A 13,485-nucleotide genomic window follows, 5' to 3' on the forward strand; every position below is an offset into this window, starting at 1 on the left:
GCAGAAACGGTTGTAGAACTACCTTTATCTTGATGCAGATATTAATACATGTCAGCTTATGTATAAGGATCTGGGAAGAGATGAATACTATGGTCAGATATTACGATAAATCACTGGGATTATCCTTTCCCATAATGGACAGTAGTAAGACCATACTTCTTAAGAAAGCGGGGCACATGTGAAATGAAAGCTACTGGAATTGTTCGCCGTATTGATGACCTCGGACGCGTGGTTATTCCCAAAGAAATTAGACGTACTCTTCGTATTAGAGAAGGAGACCCATTGGAAATATTCGTCGATCGGGACGGTGAAGTCATCCTCAAGAAATATTCTCCGATTGGTGAGTTGGGTGACTTTGCAAAAGAGTACGCAGAGTCATTGTTCGAAGGTACTGGGCACATCACGATGATTGCTGATCGTGACACCTTCATTGCCCTTGCAGGCGGCTCCAAAAAAGATTATTTGGAGAAACAGGTGGGAGTGCTGCTGGAGAAAGTCATGGACAGCCGTAAGACTGTGTTAGAAACCAATGAAGGCAGTTATGAAATCGCTAAAGATCATCCGGATTTGGTGTCCTCATATGTAGCCTCACCGATCATTTCCGGTGGAGATCCTATTGGTTGTGTAGTGATGGTGAGCAAGGATGATTCGGCGAAGATGGCGCAAATGGAAATAAAAATGGCCGAAACGGCTGCCGCTTTCCTGGGCAAACAAATGGAGCAGTAATCTTAATTTAGACCCCGCTTTCCTTTTGGTAAGATATACAAAGGGCAAACGGGGTTTTGTCGTTTACACAAAACCGTTTCTACTTGTGGGCGTACATACGTTATAATATAGAAATTCATCCCATCAAAGTTGTAGAAGCAGGTATTATATGAAATCTAATACACAAACATCACGATTGCTGCAAGGCGCATTTATCCTTAGTGCCGCGGCCATTATCTCAAAGCTTATTGGTACACTTCAAAAAATTCCGCTGCAAAATCTAGGCGGAGATGCTGTATTTGGTATATACAACACAGTGTATCCCTTGTATACGATGCTGTTAACAGTAGCTATGCTAGGTCTGCCTGCGGCGATCTCCAAATTTGTCGCCGAAGCTTCGGCTGGGAGACGCGATGAAGAAGGCCGCCGGATTCTACTATTATCCGCGTTAATTACAGGCATCAGCGGCTTGATTATCGGCGCCATCACCTATGTAGGTGCACCCCTCATTGCCGAATGGGTAGGTAACTCACATGTAATGCCTGCCTTGCGGACAAGCGCCTGGGGGTTGGCTGTTGTCCCTGTCATGTCGGCCATACGCGGGTATTTTCAGGGGCTGCATAATATGGTTCCTACTGCCGTGTCACAGATTGTAGAGCAGTCTGTACGGGTTACAGTGATGATTGTTCTTCTTTTATATCTCACTTCGCAGGGAGCAGGAGCTGAGAGCATCGCTGCAGGCGCGCTGCTTGGTTCTGCCGGAGGGGGAGCCGCAGGGCTTGTAATTATGCTGCTGTACTTGAGATGTCACCGCCGGAGGGTAAAACAGGAAGCTGCTGCTGAAGTAGCTGCTGCTGTCGAAAGTCAGCGTGTAAGAGCGCTGGATGCAGGACATGGACTAGGTTCCAAGCAAGGGTTTATGGGCATTAAAGCAGGTACACTGCTGGCTTATGGAATTCCCGTAATGTTAGGTGCACTGGCTATGCCTCTTATCGGTCTTGTAGATGTATTCACTGTGCCTCGACTGCTGTCGTCTGACGGAAGTGAAGTAGCTGCGATGGCCCAGTTTGGTGTGTACAATCGGGGTTTGCCACTTGTGCAGATTATAACGATGATTGCCACCTCACTATCTGTTGTGTTCATTCCAGCTTTGGCGGAAGCGAAGTACAAGGGAGATATGAAGCTGATTGAGACCCGCTGCAGCTTGTCGCTGCGTTGGTTCTGGCTGTTAGGTCTAGCGGCCTCAGCGGGCCTTGCAGTGCTTGCTGAGCCGATTAATATGGCTCTTTACGGCGATACCGCTGGCAGCAGCACAATGACTTGGCTGGCTTTTACCGCTGTTGGCGGTACAGTCAGCATCATCTCTGCTGCGCTCCTGCAGGGCCTCGGCTACGTGCGCGCCCCGGCCCTGCACCTTTTGGCCGCCGCGCTGCTCAAGGCGGCCCTGAACCTGCTGCTGGTTCCGCAGCAGGGCATTACCGGCGCGGCCGTTGCTGGCGTGGCCGCGCATTCGTTCGCAGCAGCGCTTAACGTGCTGCTGCTGTACCGCCAGGGCCATCTGCGGCTTCGCCTCGCAGATGCCCTGGCACGGCCCGCGCTGCTCACAGCGGGCCTGGCTCTTGCCGCCGCAGCTGCCAGCTGGGGCACTGGCGCCGCGGCTACGGCCGCTGGCATCGGCGGCGGACGCACCGCCAGCTTGGCGCAGAGCCTGCTCGGGGTACTCGCAGGCTGCGTTGTGTTTGCCGTAGGCGCGGTGGTGCTGCGGCTGCTCAGCGAAAGCGAGCTTCGCCAGCTTCCGGGCATCGGCCCGTCTCTGGCGGACAAGTTCAAGAAGCTGCGTTTATTTCCATAATTAACTCGCTTAAAAGGAGGAACAGATATGAGTGCAACATTAACAGTTGTTGGTCTCGGGTCAGGTAATCCCGATCGGCTGACACTAGGAATTATAAAAAAACTGAAGGCAGCATCCGTTGTCTACGTTCGTACCCAAGAGCATCCAGTTATGGCTGCTCTCACCGAGCTTGAAATCGCTACGCAATCCTTTGATGGACTGTATGAAACATTAGCTTCGTTTCCTGAGGTCTATGCTGCAATTACTTCAAAATTGATTGAAGAGGCTCGCTCCTCCGCAGACGGCACAGATATTGTCTATGCGGTTCCGGGGCACCCCATGGTTGCAGAGTCAGCTGTTTCACAGCTGCGTCAGCGTTGCCCGGAAGAAGGAATAGAACTGCAAATATTAGGCGGGGAGAGTTTTCTGGATGAGGCGTTTGTGCGACTGGGGTTCGACCCTATTGAAGGCTTCCAGTTATTAGATGCTTCAGGCATTCGCAGCGCTCAGCTTCAGCCTGAATTGCATACTCTGATTGGCCAGGTTTATGACAGCTTTACAGCTTCGGAGACAAAGTTATGTCTGATGGAGCTGTATCCACCCGAATATGAAGTGGTGGTGGGTCATGCCCTTGGCGTGGAGAACGAAGAAAGCATTGTGACTGTTCCTCTGTACGAATTGGACCGGCTTGAGGGTTATGGAAATTTGTCTCTGGTCTATGTACCTGCCAATCGTGAGGAGAAGCTAAGAAATCGTACTTTCGCTCGTTTGCATGAGATTGTCGATATTTTGCGCAGTCCGGACGGCTGTCCGTGGGATCGGGAGCAGACTCATGAATCTTTGCGTAAAAATCTAATCGAAGAAACCTACGAAGTGCTTGAGACGATTGATGAGGATGACCCAGACCATATGAAAGAGGAGCTGGGCGATCTTTTGCTGCAGATCATGCTGCACTCCCAAATGGAAGAGGAACTGGGCACGTTTAACGTATTTGACGTCATAGAAGGACTGAATGATAAGCTTATCTTCCGCCATCCCCATGTATTTGGTGACAAGAATGCGAATGACGCTGAAGAAGCTCTGATCAATTGGGAGGGCATGAAGGCAGAGGAGAAGCGGCGTAAAGGCGTGAAGCCAGAGGAATTATCCGTCCTCAGTGGGGTTCCGCGTGATTTGCCTGCTCTTATGAAGGCGTACAAGCTTCAGAAAAAAGCATCCAAGGTAGGCTTTGATTGGGACAACGCTACGGATTGCTTAGCTAAGGTTCGTGAAGAAATAGAAGAGCTGCAAGAAGCCATCGATACTGATGCAGCCGCCGAGGATCAAATCCTGGAGCTGGGCGATCTATTATTTGCTGTTACCAATGTTGCCCGATTTATTGGCGCAGATCCGGAAGAAGCTTTAACCCGGACCAACCGCAAATTTGTGCGTCGGTTTCAGTATATCGAGCAAAGTCTGCGAGCCAAGGGTATGAGTGTAGAAGATAGCAGCTTGGAAGAGATGGAAGAGTTGTGGCAGGAGGCAAAGACTGAGGAACGAAAAGTAAAGTAATTTTCTCAGACTATGTACGGTATACGGACCTTAAGATGAGGCAATGCTGTGAAAGTAGCATTCATCTCTGATTTAGATTATGGCGAGTAGTTTAATAGTGCTATAGAATAGATTCTGCGACGATTTCTGAGAAATAACTGTTTCTTTTTTTAAAAAACGACGATTCGTGGCAGGATTTTAAGATGACATCAAGAATATCATAAAGACGAAATGACGGCTTGCCCCATAATATGGCGGTGAATCTCGTTTCATTTATTTTTTCGTATCCTAGGAGGAACTTTAAATTATGAACAAGACAGATTTGGTAAACAACATTTCCGAGAAAAACGGATTGGCAAAAAAAGATGTAGAAGCAGTATTGAACGGATTCTTGGGTGAGATCACAGAAGCTTTGGCAAAAGGCGATAAAGTTCAACTGATCGGTTTCGGTACATTCGAAACTCGTAAACGTGCAGGACGTACTGGTCGCAACCCGCAAACGGGCACAACGATTGAAATTCCAGAATCAACTGTACCGGCATTCAAAGCTGGTAACAAGCTTAAAGAAGCCGTTAACTAATGCGTCTTGACAAATTCCTGAAAGTGTCCCGATTAATCAAGCGCCGTACAGTGGCCAAGGATGTGTCCGAACAAGGCCGGGTGCTGATTAACGGGCGGGAATCTAAACCAAGTAGTGCAGTTAAGATCGGCGACGAGATTACTGTGCAATTTGGACAAAAGCTTGTAACGGTCAAAGTCGAAAAGCTAGTCGAAACGACACGCAAGGACGAAGCCGCTGGTATGTATACTCTACTTCGGGAAGAGCCTGTGGCCAAAAGCACCGGGTTGGACTGGTAGGAGTAACATAGTTAATAGTAAAAAAGAAGGCACAACTTTACATATTGTAGAGTTGTGCCTTCTTTTTTCTTTTTTATCTCTCTTATTTTAGTGGATTGGAATGTTCTATAACTTCTTCTACTGCCATAGATTAGAGGTAAGAAGGAGGGGTACATGCTATGATCGAGCCAGGAAAGGTAAATAAACAGCATGATCTGCACATGCGCAGTCGTAAACAGCTAGAGTTGACGGGCGTGCAAAATGTGGAGAGCTTTGATAGCGAGGAATTTTTGCTTCGTACAGAACTCGGCCATCTCACCATTCGCGGGAATCATTTACATATCAAAAATTTAAGTCTGGAGAATGGACTGTTGTCCTTGGAGGGCAATGTACATTCCCTGATTTATCTAGATCCCGGATCGCAGGGCAAAAATAAAGGTCTACTCGGTAAGCTATTTAAATGAATCCTGCAGTTCAGTGGCTGACGCTGTTCTACATGATATTGGCCGGGGTGACAATGGGACTGGCCTATGACAGCTACCGGGTGCTGTCGCTCAAGTTCAATTTTCCCAAATGGCTGAATGCCATGCTTGACCTGCTGTATTGGCTTTGTGCTGCCTTGTTTGTTTTTAGAATGCTCTATGCCGGAAATCAGGGGCAATTGCGATTTTATGTCTTTTTAGGTTTATTTCTAGGAATATGGATCTATTTTTTGATCTTCAGTGTTACGGTGCGGCGTTTTGTGTTAATGTTAATTCAATCGGTTCAGTATATGTGCAGATTGCTATGGAGACTTGTGGAGATTCTAATAGGTAAACCTCTTCGCTGGCTTTGGCGCCTTATTATAGGGGTGCTAGTGCTGCTAGGTCGTATTCTATTATTCATCCTTAAGCTTCTGCTGCGTCTAACGAAGCCAATTTGGGTATTACCAGTAAGGTGGATTTCTCCATGGTTATCTCGGCTTAAGCATAGCGCCTGGATCGTGAAGATTTCTGGATGGATTACCAAATGGCGGAAACGCTGACCTTTGAATTAGGGGGTACGCTGCATGAACAGATTCACTGCGGAAGAGAAAAGTAATCCTAGCAAAAATTCGGCCGCAGGCGCGAAGAGAAGAAGAGTCATGTGGATTCTCTTTGTGGCAGTATTTTTTGGCTGGGCGGGTTATACTTACTTCAATCAAAGTGCGGCAATTACGGACAAGGGCGAGCAACTCGCCAAGAAACAAAAGACTAGTGAGAGCGTCACGGCATCTTTGAATCAACTGAAATATGAAGTGTCCAGACTTAATGATGATGAGTATATTGGCCAATTAGCGCGTAAATGGTACAATATCTATCCTCAAGGGGAAACTCCTATTCGAACAGAGCAATCAGAGCAATAATACCGGCTAAAAGAGGCTTTTACTCTGTTGCCTTGCTTTGCTCTTTACTGTATAATCAAATCACCGCAGACAGGATGACCTTAATATTCGTCTGTATATTTTTAAGGGAGGATCATTTTATTCTATGGCAATTGAAGTGGGCACCAAGTTAGAAGGCAAAGTGACAGGCATCACGCATTTCGGAGCATTTGTGGATCTGTCAGGAGGTGTCACAGGTCTCGTTCACATCTCGGAAATCGCCGATAATTACGTCAAGGATGTTAACGATCATCTGAAGATTAGTGATGTAGTAACCGTCAAGGTGATCAACGTCGATAAGGACGGCAAGATCGGACTTTCCATTAAGCAGGCTGTTGACAAGCCAGCATCGGAAGTACGTCCGCCTAGAGCTCCAAGACCAGAACGTCCTAGCGGCGGAGACCGTTTCGGCGGCGGTGGCGGCAGTGGTGGAGGCGGCGGTGGATTCAATCGTGAACGGGGTGGGCGTCCATTTAAGCCTGCAGCCGGTAAACCTTCATTCGAGGATAAAATGTCGCGATTCCTGAAAGACAGCGAAGAACGGATATCTTCGATTAAGAAGAACACAGAAGGAAAGCGCGGAGGCCGTGGAGCCAAACGCGTATAATCCAATACCTGTACATCATAAATAACCGCAAGGGCATCTCGCCCTTGCGGTTTTTTTGTCGTGTCATATAAACTTGCCGACAGCATCCATGTCATTCTCACATAACTCTAGGGCAATCGCTGGCGAATGACCGCCAGGCTTGCGCCTAAAACTGCATTGGAAACAAGCTTAAGGAGAAGCAACCTACTGCGCCGCAAGGGATCGAACTATTTTTTTAGGAATAATGAACAAAGGCTTTTTTGTCGGAAATTTCTTATGACTAACCCTCCATTTCTGACAAACTTTCTCAAATGACCCGCTATATAATGAGAACCATAAATTCTTAAACGGGTGGTGTAGGGAAATGAGTAAAAGCAATGTGGTGAATTTGCCAGAGTGGACAAGAGTGGGAAGCGAAGATAAGAAGCAGAGACAAGCCTTAGGCACGCGTATTATAGCTTGGGGTCAGAAGCAGCGTTATATTCAGCTTATTACAGCGAAGAAGTGGATGCTTCTGTTAAGCTTTATGGGGTTTCTGCTAGGTAGAGCTATGATTTTGGACGAGCTGTCCCCTTTTGCTGTCGCATATTTTGCCGTCATTGTGTTTATGCGTCGAGACTCTATGTTACCTGTAGCAGGTGCTATTATAGCTGGAAGTCTCTTCACTCCGTTTCCGGGTGCCTTGGTTACTACGGCTGAACTGATTATCTTTTTTCTTGTTTACAGAGGGCTTGAGAGTTTCGAACGAATAGATTTGTCCTATGCACCTCTTATGGTATTCGTATCCTCGTTTATGGTTGGCCTGTTCAAGATTGTTCTCGGACCGTCTCTTTCCTGGTACCCCTTTATGATGACTACTTTAGATGCTTTGCTCGGGTTTGTACTTACGCTTGTGTTCATTCAGGCACTTCCTCTACTAACTTACAAGCAAAAGAGCAGATCGCTGAGGAACGAGGAGGTTTTATGTCTTATTATTCTGTTAGCCTCCGTAATGACAGGCCTTGTGGGCTGGACTCTTAATGGTTTGTCATTAGAGCATATATTGTCTCGTTATTTAATTCTGCTGTTTGCTATGGCAGGAGGTGCTCCGCTCGGTGCAGCTGTTGGGGTGGTGACGGGGTTGATCCTCAGTCTGGCCGATATCAGTGCTATCTATCAGATGAGCCTGCTTGCTTTTTCGGGAATGCTAGCGGGAATGATGCAGGGCGGACGAAAGGGTGCGGTATCTATCGGCATGCTGCTGGGATCAACGATCCTTTCCGTCTATTTTACGGGTCCGGGTGATATGATGGCCTCAACATGGGAGACCTGCGCAGCAGTAGTGCTGTTTCTAATAACGCCTAAGACGATGATATCAGCGATTGCAAAATATGTACCGGGCACGTCAGATCATAGCCGATCTCAACATGAATATGCCCGCAGGGTCAGGGATCTGACTGCAGAACGGGTCACTCAATTCTCACAGGTATTCCAACAGCTCTCCAGTAGCTTTGGACAGATTCCACGTGCCGGAGAAGTGGGTAAATCGGATCGTGAAATGGAAGATTTTATGAATACGGTAACAGAAGGAGCCTGCGCTGGCTGCATTCGCCGTACCCACTGCTGGGATGCAAAATTCTATCAGACATATAGATACATGACAGATATGATGACAACTGTTGAGGAATGCCCTGAGATTACGGCTGCTCAGCTGCCACCAGAATGGAGCCGTATTTGTGGCAAAACCGGTGAAGTGCTTGAGGTCATGAAGGGACAATATGATCTCTACCAACATGATATGCGGTGGAAAAGACAAATATACGATAGTCGCCAATTTGTTGCTGAGCAGTTGTCAGGCGTGTCACAGGTTATGGAAGACTTGGCCAAGGAAATTAAGCGTGAGGGACAGGCCATGTATCGGCAGGAAGCGCAAATTCGCGAGGCTCTTGAGAAATTGGGACTGTCTATTCATGGCATTGAAATTTTAAGTCTGGACCCAGGACGCGTAGAAATAGAAGTAGTGCATGCTTATAATCGCGGTTTTGATGAATGCCGTAAAATGATTGCCCCACTCCTCTCCGACATTCTGGATGAGAATATTGCTGTCATGAGTGAGACGGCGGTTCATCCCCGGGAAGGACTCTCGATGGTTACCTTTGGTTCAGCCAAAGCCTTTGAGGTAAACACGGGTGTGGCAGTTGTTTCTAAAGGTGGAGATATGCTGTCTGGCGATAGCTTCAGCACCGTAGAGCTTGGAAATGGCACCTTTGCAGTATCCATTAGTGATGGTATGGGAAATGGTGAACGGGCAAGGATGGAGAGCAGTGCCGCACTCGGTATGTTAGAAAAGCTGCTGCAATCCGGAATGGATGAGAAGCTGGCTGTAAAGTCGGTCAACTCAATTCTTTTATTACGCTCCCCTGATGAATTCTATGCTACTGTCGACATGGCTTTAATCGATCAATATTCTGCGCAGACAACATTTATGAAGATTGCTTCTGCACCAAGCTTCATCCGGAGGGGGAGTGAGGTCATTCCAATAACCTCTAGCAATCTGCCGATAGGAATCATTAAAGATATTGATGTGGACTTAATCAGTATGCAGCTTCGCCCCGGCGATATTTTAATTATGATGACCGATGGTATTTATGATGCGCCTGGATATGCCGTTAATAAGGAGATATGGATGAAACGGATGATCCAAGAGCTTGAGGGTGATGATCCTCAGGATTTAGCGGACAGCCTGTTGGAGAAAGTGATCCGTTATCAGGGCAATGAGATCCTTGATGACATGACTATTGTCGTCAGCCGTCTTGATCACTTCCATCCGGAATGGTCCAGCCTGCATATGCCGGGCATCGGCCGTATGGAGCGTCCCCGTACGGTAAGTTAGTTATTTTAGGTTTAGGTTTAGTAGGTTTTAATGTTGGGTACGCGCGAAGCGTCGTACTGCTTGTATAGTTTAAGGCACGTGCAAGATATCGTACTGCTTGAGGGTACGCGTGAAGTGTTGTGTTGCTTGTGAGTTTGTAGCACGCGTAAGGCGTCGTGCTACTGGAGGCAGTCGAGGCGAGTCCGTGACGTGTAACTCGCCAGCCTCTACTATTTTCGTTTCAATGGTCGGCTGACTTGGGACGGAATCTGTAGATCTAAACTGTTTACTAGTGAAGGTATGGAACGGAGAGAAAGTTTGGAGCTGTAGAAGCGGAGCGTTCGCCTTTGTCCTCGGATTCCAACTGCGAGAGGCGGTTCTAATCAAGGAATCTGAGGACATCAGCGATCGAAAGCCCAAACATTTCTCGCAGTTCCCCTATTCACTAACCCCCTCTGTTTTGATCTAGACTCCCCACTTAACATCGACTGTTTGAAATCTCTCATTTCTGGATATGCTAGAAACAGAGGTTCAAACAAAGGGGGAGTTGAGGGTTATGAAGCAAATTATGCTCATTACTGACGGTTGTTCGAATGTAGGAGAAAGTCCGGTGTTGGCAGCGGCGCATGCCCTGCAGGAGGGAATCACCGTAAATGTGGTCGGTGTAGTTGATTATGGTACGATCGGTGAAATCGGCAGCCGGGAGATTGCTGACATTGCCAAGGCCGGGGGAGGCCTTAGCCGAATAGTCGGAACACCACAACTGGCGCAGACGATTCAGATGATGACACGCAAGACCGTGGTTCAGACGATCCAGCAGGCGGTTAATAAAGAGGTAAAAAAGATACTAGGCGACGGCTCACTGGATCAGCTGCCTCCTGTTCAACGTTCACAGGTTGTTACAGTTGTAGATGAACTGACAGAAACAACGCCGCTGCGCATTGCACTTCTTATCGATGCCAGTGCCAGTATGAAGCCTAAACTGGGTGCTGTGGAAGATGCAATCCGCGATTTGGCACTCAGTTTAGAAGCACGGGAAGGCAAGAGTGAGATCGCTGTGTTTCATTTTCCCGGAAATAACAGCAGTGAAGATGCCAAGCTTGATCTAGATTGGACGCATGACATGTCAGGTATTCGTACGCTATTCTCTAAATTACACATGAGAGGCGCAACACCGACTGGCCCAGCTATTTTCAAGGTGCTTGAACATTATCGTTATGATACACTGGATGAACATCGTGGACGCCGACTAAGCGATGACCACGACGAAAGAGAAGGGATGATTGGTGGGTATGTCGTCTAATCCGTCCTATCCTACTGGTACCTTAATTAACGGAAAATGGCGGGGTAACCGTTATGTCGTTGAGCGGATGCTGGGAAGGGGCGCGAACGGAACCGTATATCTTGTGCAAAGAGAAGGCAGACGGGAAAGGTACGCGCTAAAAATCGGATACGATACACTTGAACTTCAATCGGAGATCAATGTACTGACCTCGCTGCAATCGCGACGAAAGCGGAATGAACATCGGGCTCGTCGTGAGAATCCATTGTCTTCTTATTTTTTGGAAGCGGATGATTTTGCGAATGGGGATAATATCCCCTTCTATGTGATGAGGTATGTTGAAGGCAAACCGCTGCATCATTTTTTATCGAAAAACGGTCCCGATTGGTTAGGCCTGGTAGGTCTTGGTCTGCTTGAAAAGCTGCGCACACTGCATGAATGTGGATTTGTGTTCGGTGATTTGAAGCCCGAGAACGTCATGGTATCGAAATACGGTGAAGTGGAACTGATCGACTTTGGGGGCACAAGCCCTATTGGTCGTAGTGTGAAGCAGTTTACCGAATGGCATGATCGTGGTTTCTGGAATGCGGGCAGTCGAATCAGCGATGAGGGTTACGATCTTTTCGCATTTGCTGTGCTGTGTCTTCGTTTGCTCAATGAAGAAGGGCTCAAAAAGGCAGCTTTACAGCTGCCGCAGACGAGAAGTGTGGACGAATTATTTAAGCTGGCTAGAAATTTACCCAATAAGAAACTATCCTCCTGGATTTGTATGGCGTTAAAAGGGGGGTTCTCAGGCTCTGCGGATGCTACTGAGGTCTGGCGAAACCATATATATAACTCGCGCAGAAAGCGCCCGGATAGTATGGACACCCCCCGGTGGTTAAAAAATGCATTCGCATTGTCCTTGTTTTTGCTCGCCTTTACGATTTATTGGGTATTCCGTTTTTGAACTCATACATATAGTTGGAGAGAGGGGGGCGCATATGGAGCAAATGAATGGACTGGTGGAGTCTGTATTGGAGTCAGCAGCCGAGCATGAGCTGTGGGCGCCCCATGACACCATTGTAGTCGCAGTTTCCGGCGGCCCGGATTCTGTGGCTCTTTTGCATGTTTTACATGAAATATCTTTAAAATTTATACCGCTTACCTTAATATGTGCTCATGTGAATCATGGATTTAGGCCGGAGTCGAAGGAAGAGGCAGAGCTCGTACGTGGTATGGCTGAAGAACTGGGACTGCCCTTTGAGTTTGCGGAATTCGATATTCCCTCCTTGGCTAAAGAGAGTGGACTTGGTCCTGAGGGTACTGCACGTGAGAAGCGGTACGAATTTCTGATTGATACGGCACACCGATATGGGGCGCGTTCTGTTGCTCTGGCTCATCATGCTGATGATCAGGCAGAAACTGTAATCATGCGTCTATTACGCGGAAGTGGCTTATCTGGACTGTCGGGTATCAAGTGGAAAAGAACAGAAAAAAAGGTGGAACTCATTCGCCCATTCCTACGTATTAACAAAACAGCACTTTTAGGGTTATGCCAAAATGAAGGTTTCACTTATGCTGAGGATGCCACCAATCTGCTGACGAAATACAAGCGGAATGCCATTCGTTTGGAAGTTCTTCCTTTTCTGGAAAAGTATAATGGCAGAGTGAGGCAATCGCTCGTACAGCTTGCGGAAATTGCGGGAGCTGAAGATGAGTATATGGAGACGTCTGCGGCAAAATGCTTTGAAGAGCTAGTTTCGGAAGGGGATGGGAAATACACCTTTAACAGAGCTTCATTTGCTGCCATACCCTCCGCTTTACAACGGCGTTTGATTAAACTAATATTAAATTATCTGTCGGCGGATTTATCTGCCCTTGATTTCCCCAAGATCGAAACTGTACGTCGGGGAACGCTGCAGAGCTATCCCACCACCTGGAGCTTGGATTTGGGTGGAGGCCTGACTTGTGTGCGGCAATATGATAGTATCTTGTTCTCGTCCAAGCCCACGACGCCACAGGCAAGCTATACATATCGTCTGTTTTTACCGGACTCTGAGCTTAAATTGGAGGAAATAGGTAAGGTGATGTCGATGGCGGTACTGGAGAGAGAAAACTTTTTTGTACAGGGGGAGGATTATGGGAAGATGTCGGCTTGGTTTGACCGTGATGAACTGGTCTTTCCACTGACGATACGATCCCGATTGCCTGGAGATACCATAAGGATCATGGGATTAAACGGAAGCAAAAAGGTAAAAGATATTTATATTGATGATAAAATACCTGCTTCCGAACGGTCATTGATTCCCCTCGTTTGTGATGGTTTGGGCAATATCGTCTGGATTCCGGGCGTAAGACGCTCGATGCATGCCGCAGTAGGGCGGCACACGACCTCCGTACTTCTATTGTCTCTGGCAGAGCTGGATGACCGCGAAGAAACGTAATGGTCGAAGTAAGTCTTTCATAGTATAACTTAGGA

The 13,485-nt window shown here is 47.5% G+C and carries 13 protein-coding genes; all 13 read left to right on the forward strand.

All coding sequences use genetic code 11. The features are described from left to right. Positions 1-183 precede the first annotated feature (183 nt). The 13 genes from spoVT to tilS all read left to right on the forward strand — a co-directional run bounded on the left by spoVT (position 184) and on the right by tilS (position 13,450). Positions 184-726: a stage V sporulation protein T gene (gene spoVT / locus MKZ09_RS00270; RefSeq protein WP_036678783.1), complete on the forward strand. Its 543-nt coding sequence runs from the start codon at positions 184-186 to the stop codon at positions 724-726. Positions 727-874: 148 nt separating this feature from the next. After that, positions 875-2,557 carry a putative polysaccharide biosynthesis protein gene (locus MKZ09_RS00275; RefSeq protein WP_076208069.1) on the forward strand — a complete coding sequence of 561 codons (1,683 nt, stop codon included), beginning with the start codon at positions 875-877 and terminating at the stop codon, positions 2,555-2,557. 27 nt (positions 2,558-2,584) lie between these two features. Beyond that, complete coding sequence (gene mazG, locus MKZ09_RS00280) at positions 2,585-4,087, forward strand: nucleoside triphosphate pyrophosphohydrolase (protein WP_076208071.1); 1,503 nt, start codon at positions 2,585-2,587, stop codon at positions 4,085-4,087. A gap of 286 nt (positions 4,088-4,373) precedes the next feature. Then, entirely contained in the window at positions 4,374-4,646 is a 273-nt protein-coding gene (locus tag MKZ09_RS00285) for an HU family DNA-binding protein (protein WP_036678778.1), read from the forward strand. Next, positions 4,646-4,924 carry an RNA-binding S4 domain-containing protein gene (locus tag MKZ09_RS00290; RefSeq protein WP_076130073.1) on the forward strand — a complete coding sequence of 93 codons (279 nt, stop codon included), beginning with the start codon at positions 4,646-4,648 and terminating at the stop codon, positions 4,922-4,924. Before MKZ09_RS00285 ends, MKZ09_RS00290 begins: the two co-directional genes overlap by 1 nt. 158 nt (positions 4,925-5,082) lie before the next feature. Further along, on the forward strand, positions 5,083-5,367 hold the full coding sequence (gene yabP / locus MKZ09_RS00295) for a sporulation protein YabP (RefSeq protein WP_036678773.1): 285 nt from the start codon (positions 5,083-5,085) through the stop codon (positions 5,365-5,367). After that, positions 5,364-5,927: a spore cortex biosynthesis protein YabQ gene (yabQ, locus tag MKZ09_RS00300; RefSeq protein WP_076138489.1), complete on the forward strand. Its 564-nt coding sequence runs from the start codon at positions 5,364-5,366 to the stop codon at positions 5,925-5,927. Before yabP ends, yabQ begins: the two co-directional genes overlap by 4 nt. Before the next feature lie 24 nt (positions 5,928-5,951). Beyond that, positions 5,952-6,287: an FtsB family cell division protein gene (locus MKZ09_RS00305; protein ID WP_076130075.1), complete on the forward strand. Its 336-nt coding sequence runs from the start codon at positions 5,952-5,954 to the stop codon at positions 6,285-6,287. Between the two features lie 124 nt (positions 6,288-6,411). Beyond that, complete coding sequence (locus MKZ09_RS00310; protein WP_036678766.1) at positions 6,412-6,912, forward strand: S1 domain-containing RNA-binding protein; 501 nt, start codon at positions 6,412-6,414, stop codon at positions 6,910-6,912. A gap of 343 nt (positions 6,913-7,255) precedes the next feature. Beyond that, a complete protein-coding gene (gene spoIIE, locus MKZ09_RS00315; RefSeq protein ID WP_076208073.1) occupies positions 7,256-9,763 on the forward strand; it encodes a stage II sporulation protein E in 2,508 nt (835 codons plus the stop codon). A gap of 535 nt (positions 9,764-10,298) precedes the next feature. Continuing rightward, the gene (locus MKZ09_RS00320; protein ID WP_038568031.1) at positions 10,299-11,045 is read left to right on the forward strand and encodes a VWA domain-containing protein; all 747 of its coding nucleotides are present in this window, start codon (positions 10,299-10,301) and stop codon (positions 11,043-11,045) included. Beyond that, positions 11,035-11,973 (forward strand): serine/threonine protein kinase, encoded by a 939-nt coding sequence (locus tag MKZ09_RS00325; RefSeq protein WP_036678862.1) that lies wholly within the window; start codon positions 11,035-11,037, stop codon positions 11,971-11,973. Before MKZ09_RS00320 ends, MKZ09_RS00325 begins: the two co-directional genes overlap by 11 nt. Before the next feature lie 34 nt (positions 11,974-12,007). Beyond that, positions 12,008-13,450 (forward strand): tRNA lysidine(34) synthetase TilS, encoded by a 1,443-nt coding sequence (tilS, locus tag MKZ09_RS00330; protein WP_076138487.1) that lies wholly within the window; start codon positions 12,008-12,010, stop codon positions 13,448-13,450. Positions 13,451-13,485: the final 35 nt, after the last annotated feature.

Source organism: Paenibacillus sp. FSL R5-0908 (genome assembly GCF_038006245.1).
Taxonomy (GTDB): domain Bacteria; phylum Bacillota; class Bacilli; order Paenibacillales; family Paenibacillaceae; genus Paenibacillus_AQ; species Paenibacillus_AQ odorifer.

Excerpts from the sequence above, each read along its gene's own strand:
- MKZ09_RS00310 (WP_036678766.1), top strand. The coding sequence starts at position 6,412 with ATGGCAATTGAAGTGGGCACCAAGTTAGAAGGCAAAGTGACAGGCATC.
- spoVT (WP_036678783.1), top strand. The coding sequence starts at position 184 with ATGAAAGCTACTGGAATTGTTCGCCGTATTGATGACCTCGGACGCGTG.
- yabP (WP_036678773.1), top strand. The coding sequence starts at position 5,083 with ATGATCGAGCCAGGAAAGGTAAATAAACAGCATGATCTGCACATGCGC.
- MKZ09_RS00285 (WP_036678778.1), top strand. The coding sequence starts at position 4,374 with ATGAACAAGACAGATTTGGTAAACAACATTTCCGAGAAAAACGGATTG.
- spoIIE (WP_076208073.1), top strand. The coding sequence starts at position 7,256 with ATGAGTAAAAGCAATGTGGTGAATTTGCCAGAGTGGACAAGAGTGGGA.
- MKZ09_RS00320 (WP_038568031.1), top strand. The coding sequence starts at position 10,299 with ATGAAGCAAATTATGCTCATTACTGACGGTTGTTCGAATGTAGGAGAA.
- yabQ (WP_076138489.1), top strand. The coding sequence starts at position 5,364 with ATGAATCCTGCAGTTCAGTGGCTGACGCTGTTCTACATGATATTGGCC.
- MKZ09_RS00275 (WP_076208069.1), top strand. The coding sequence starts at position 875 with ATGAAATCTAATACACAAACATCACGATTGCTGCAAGGCGCATTTATC.
- mazG (WP_076208071.1), top strand. The coding sequence starts at position 2,585 with ATGAGTGCAACATTAACAGTTGTTGGTCTCGGGTCAGGTAATCCCGAT.
- MKZ09_RS00325 (WP_036678862.1), top strand. The coding sequence starts at position 11,035 with ATGTCGTCTAATCCGTCCTATCCTACTGGTACCTTAATTAACGGAAAA.
- MKZ09_RS00305 (WP_076130075.1), top strand. The coding sequence starts at position 5,952 with ATGAACAGATTCACTGCGGAAGAGAAAAGTAATCCTAGCAAAAATTCG.
- MKZ09_RS00290 (WP_076130073.1), top strand. The coding sequence starts at position 4,646 with ATGCGTCTTGACAAATTCCTGAAAGTGTCCCGATTAATCAAGCGCCGT.
- tilS (WP_076138487.1), top strand. The coding sequence starts at position 12,008 with ATGGAGCAAATGAATGGACTGGTGGAGTCTGTATTGGAGTCAGCAGCC.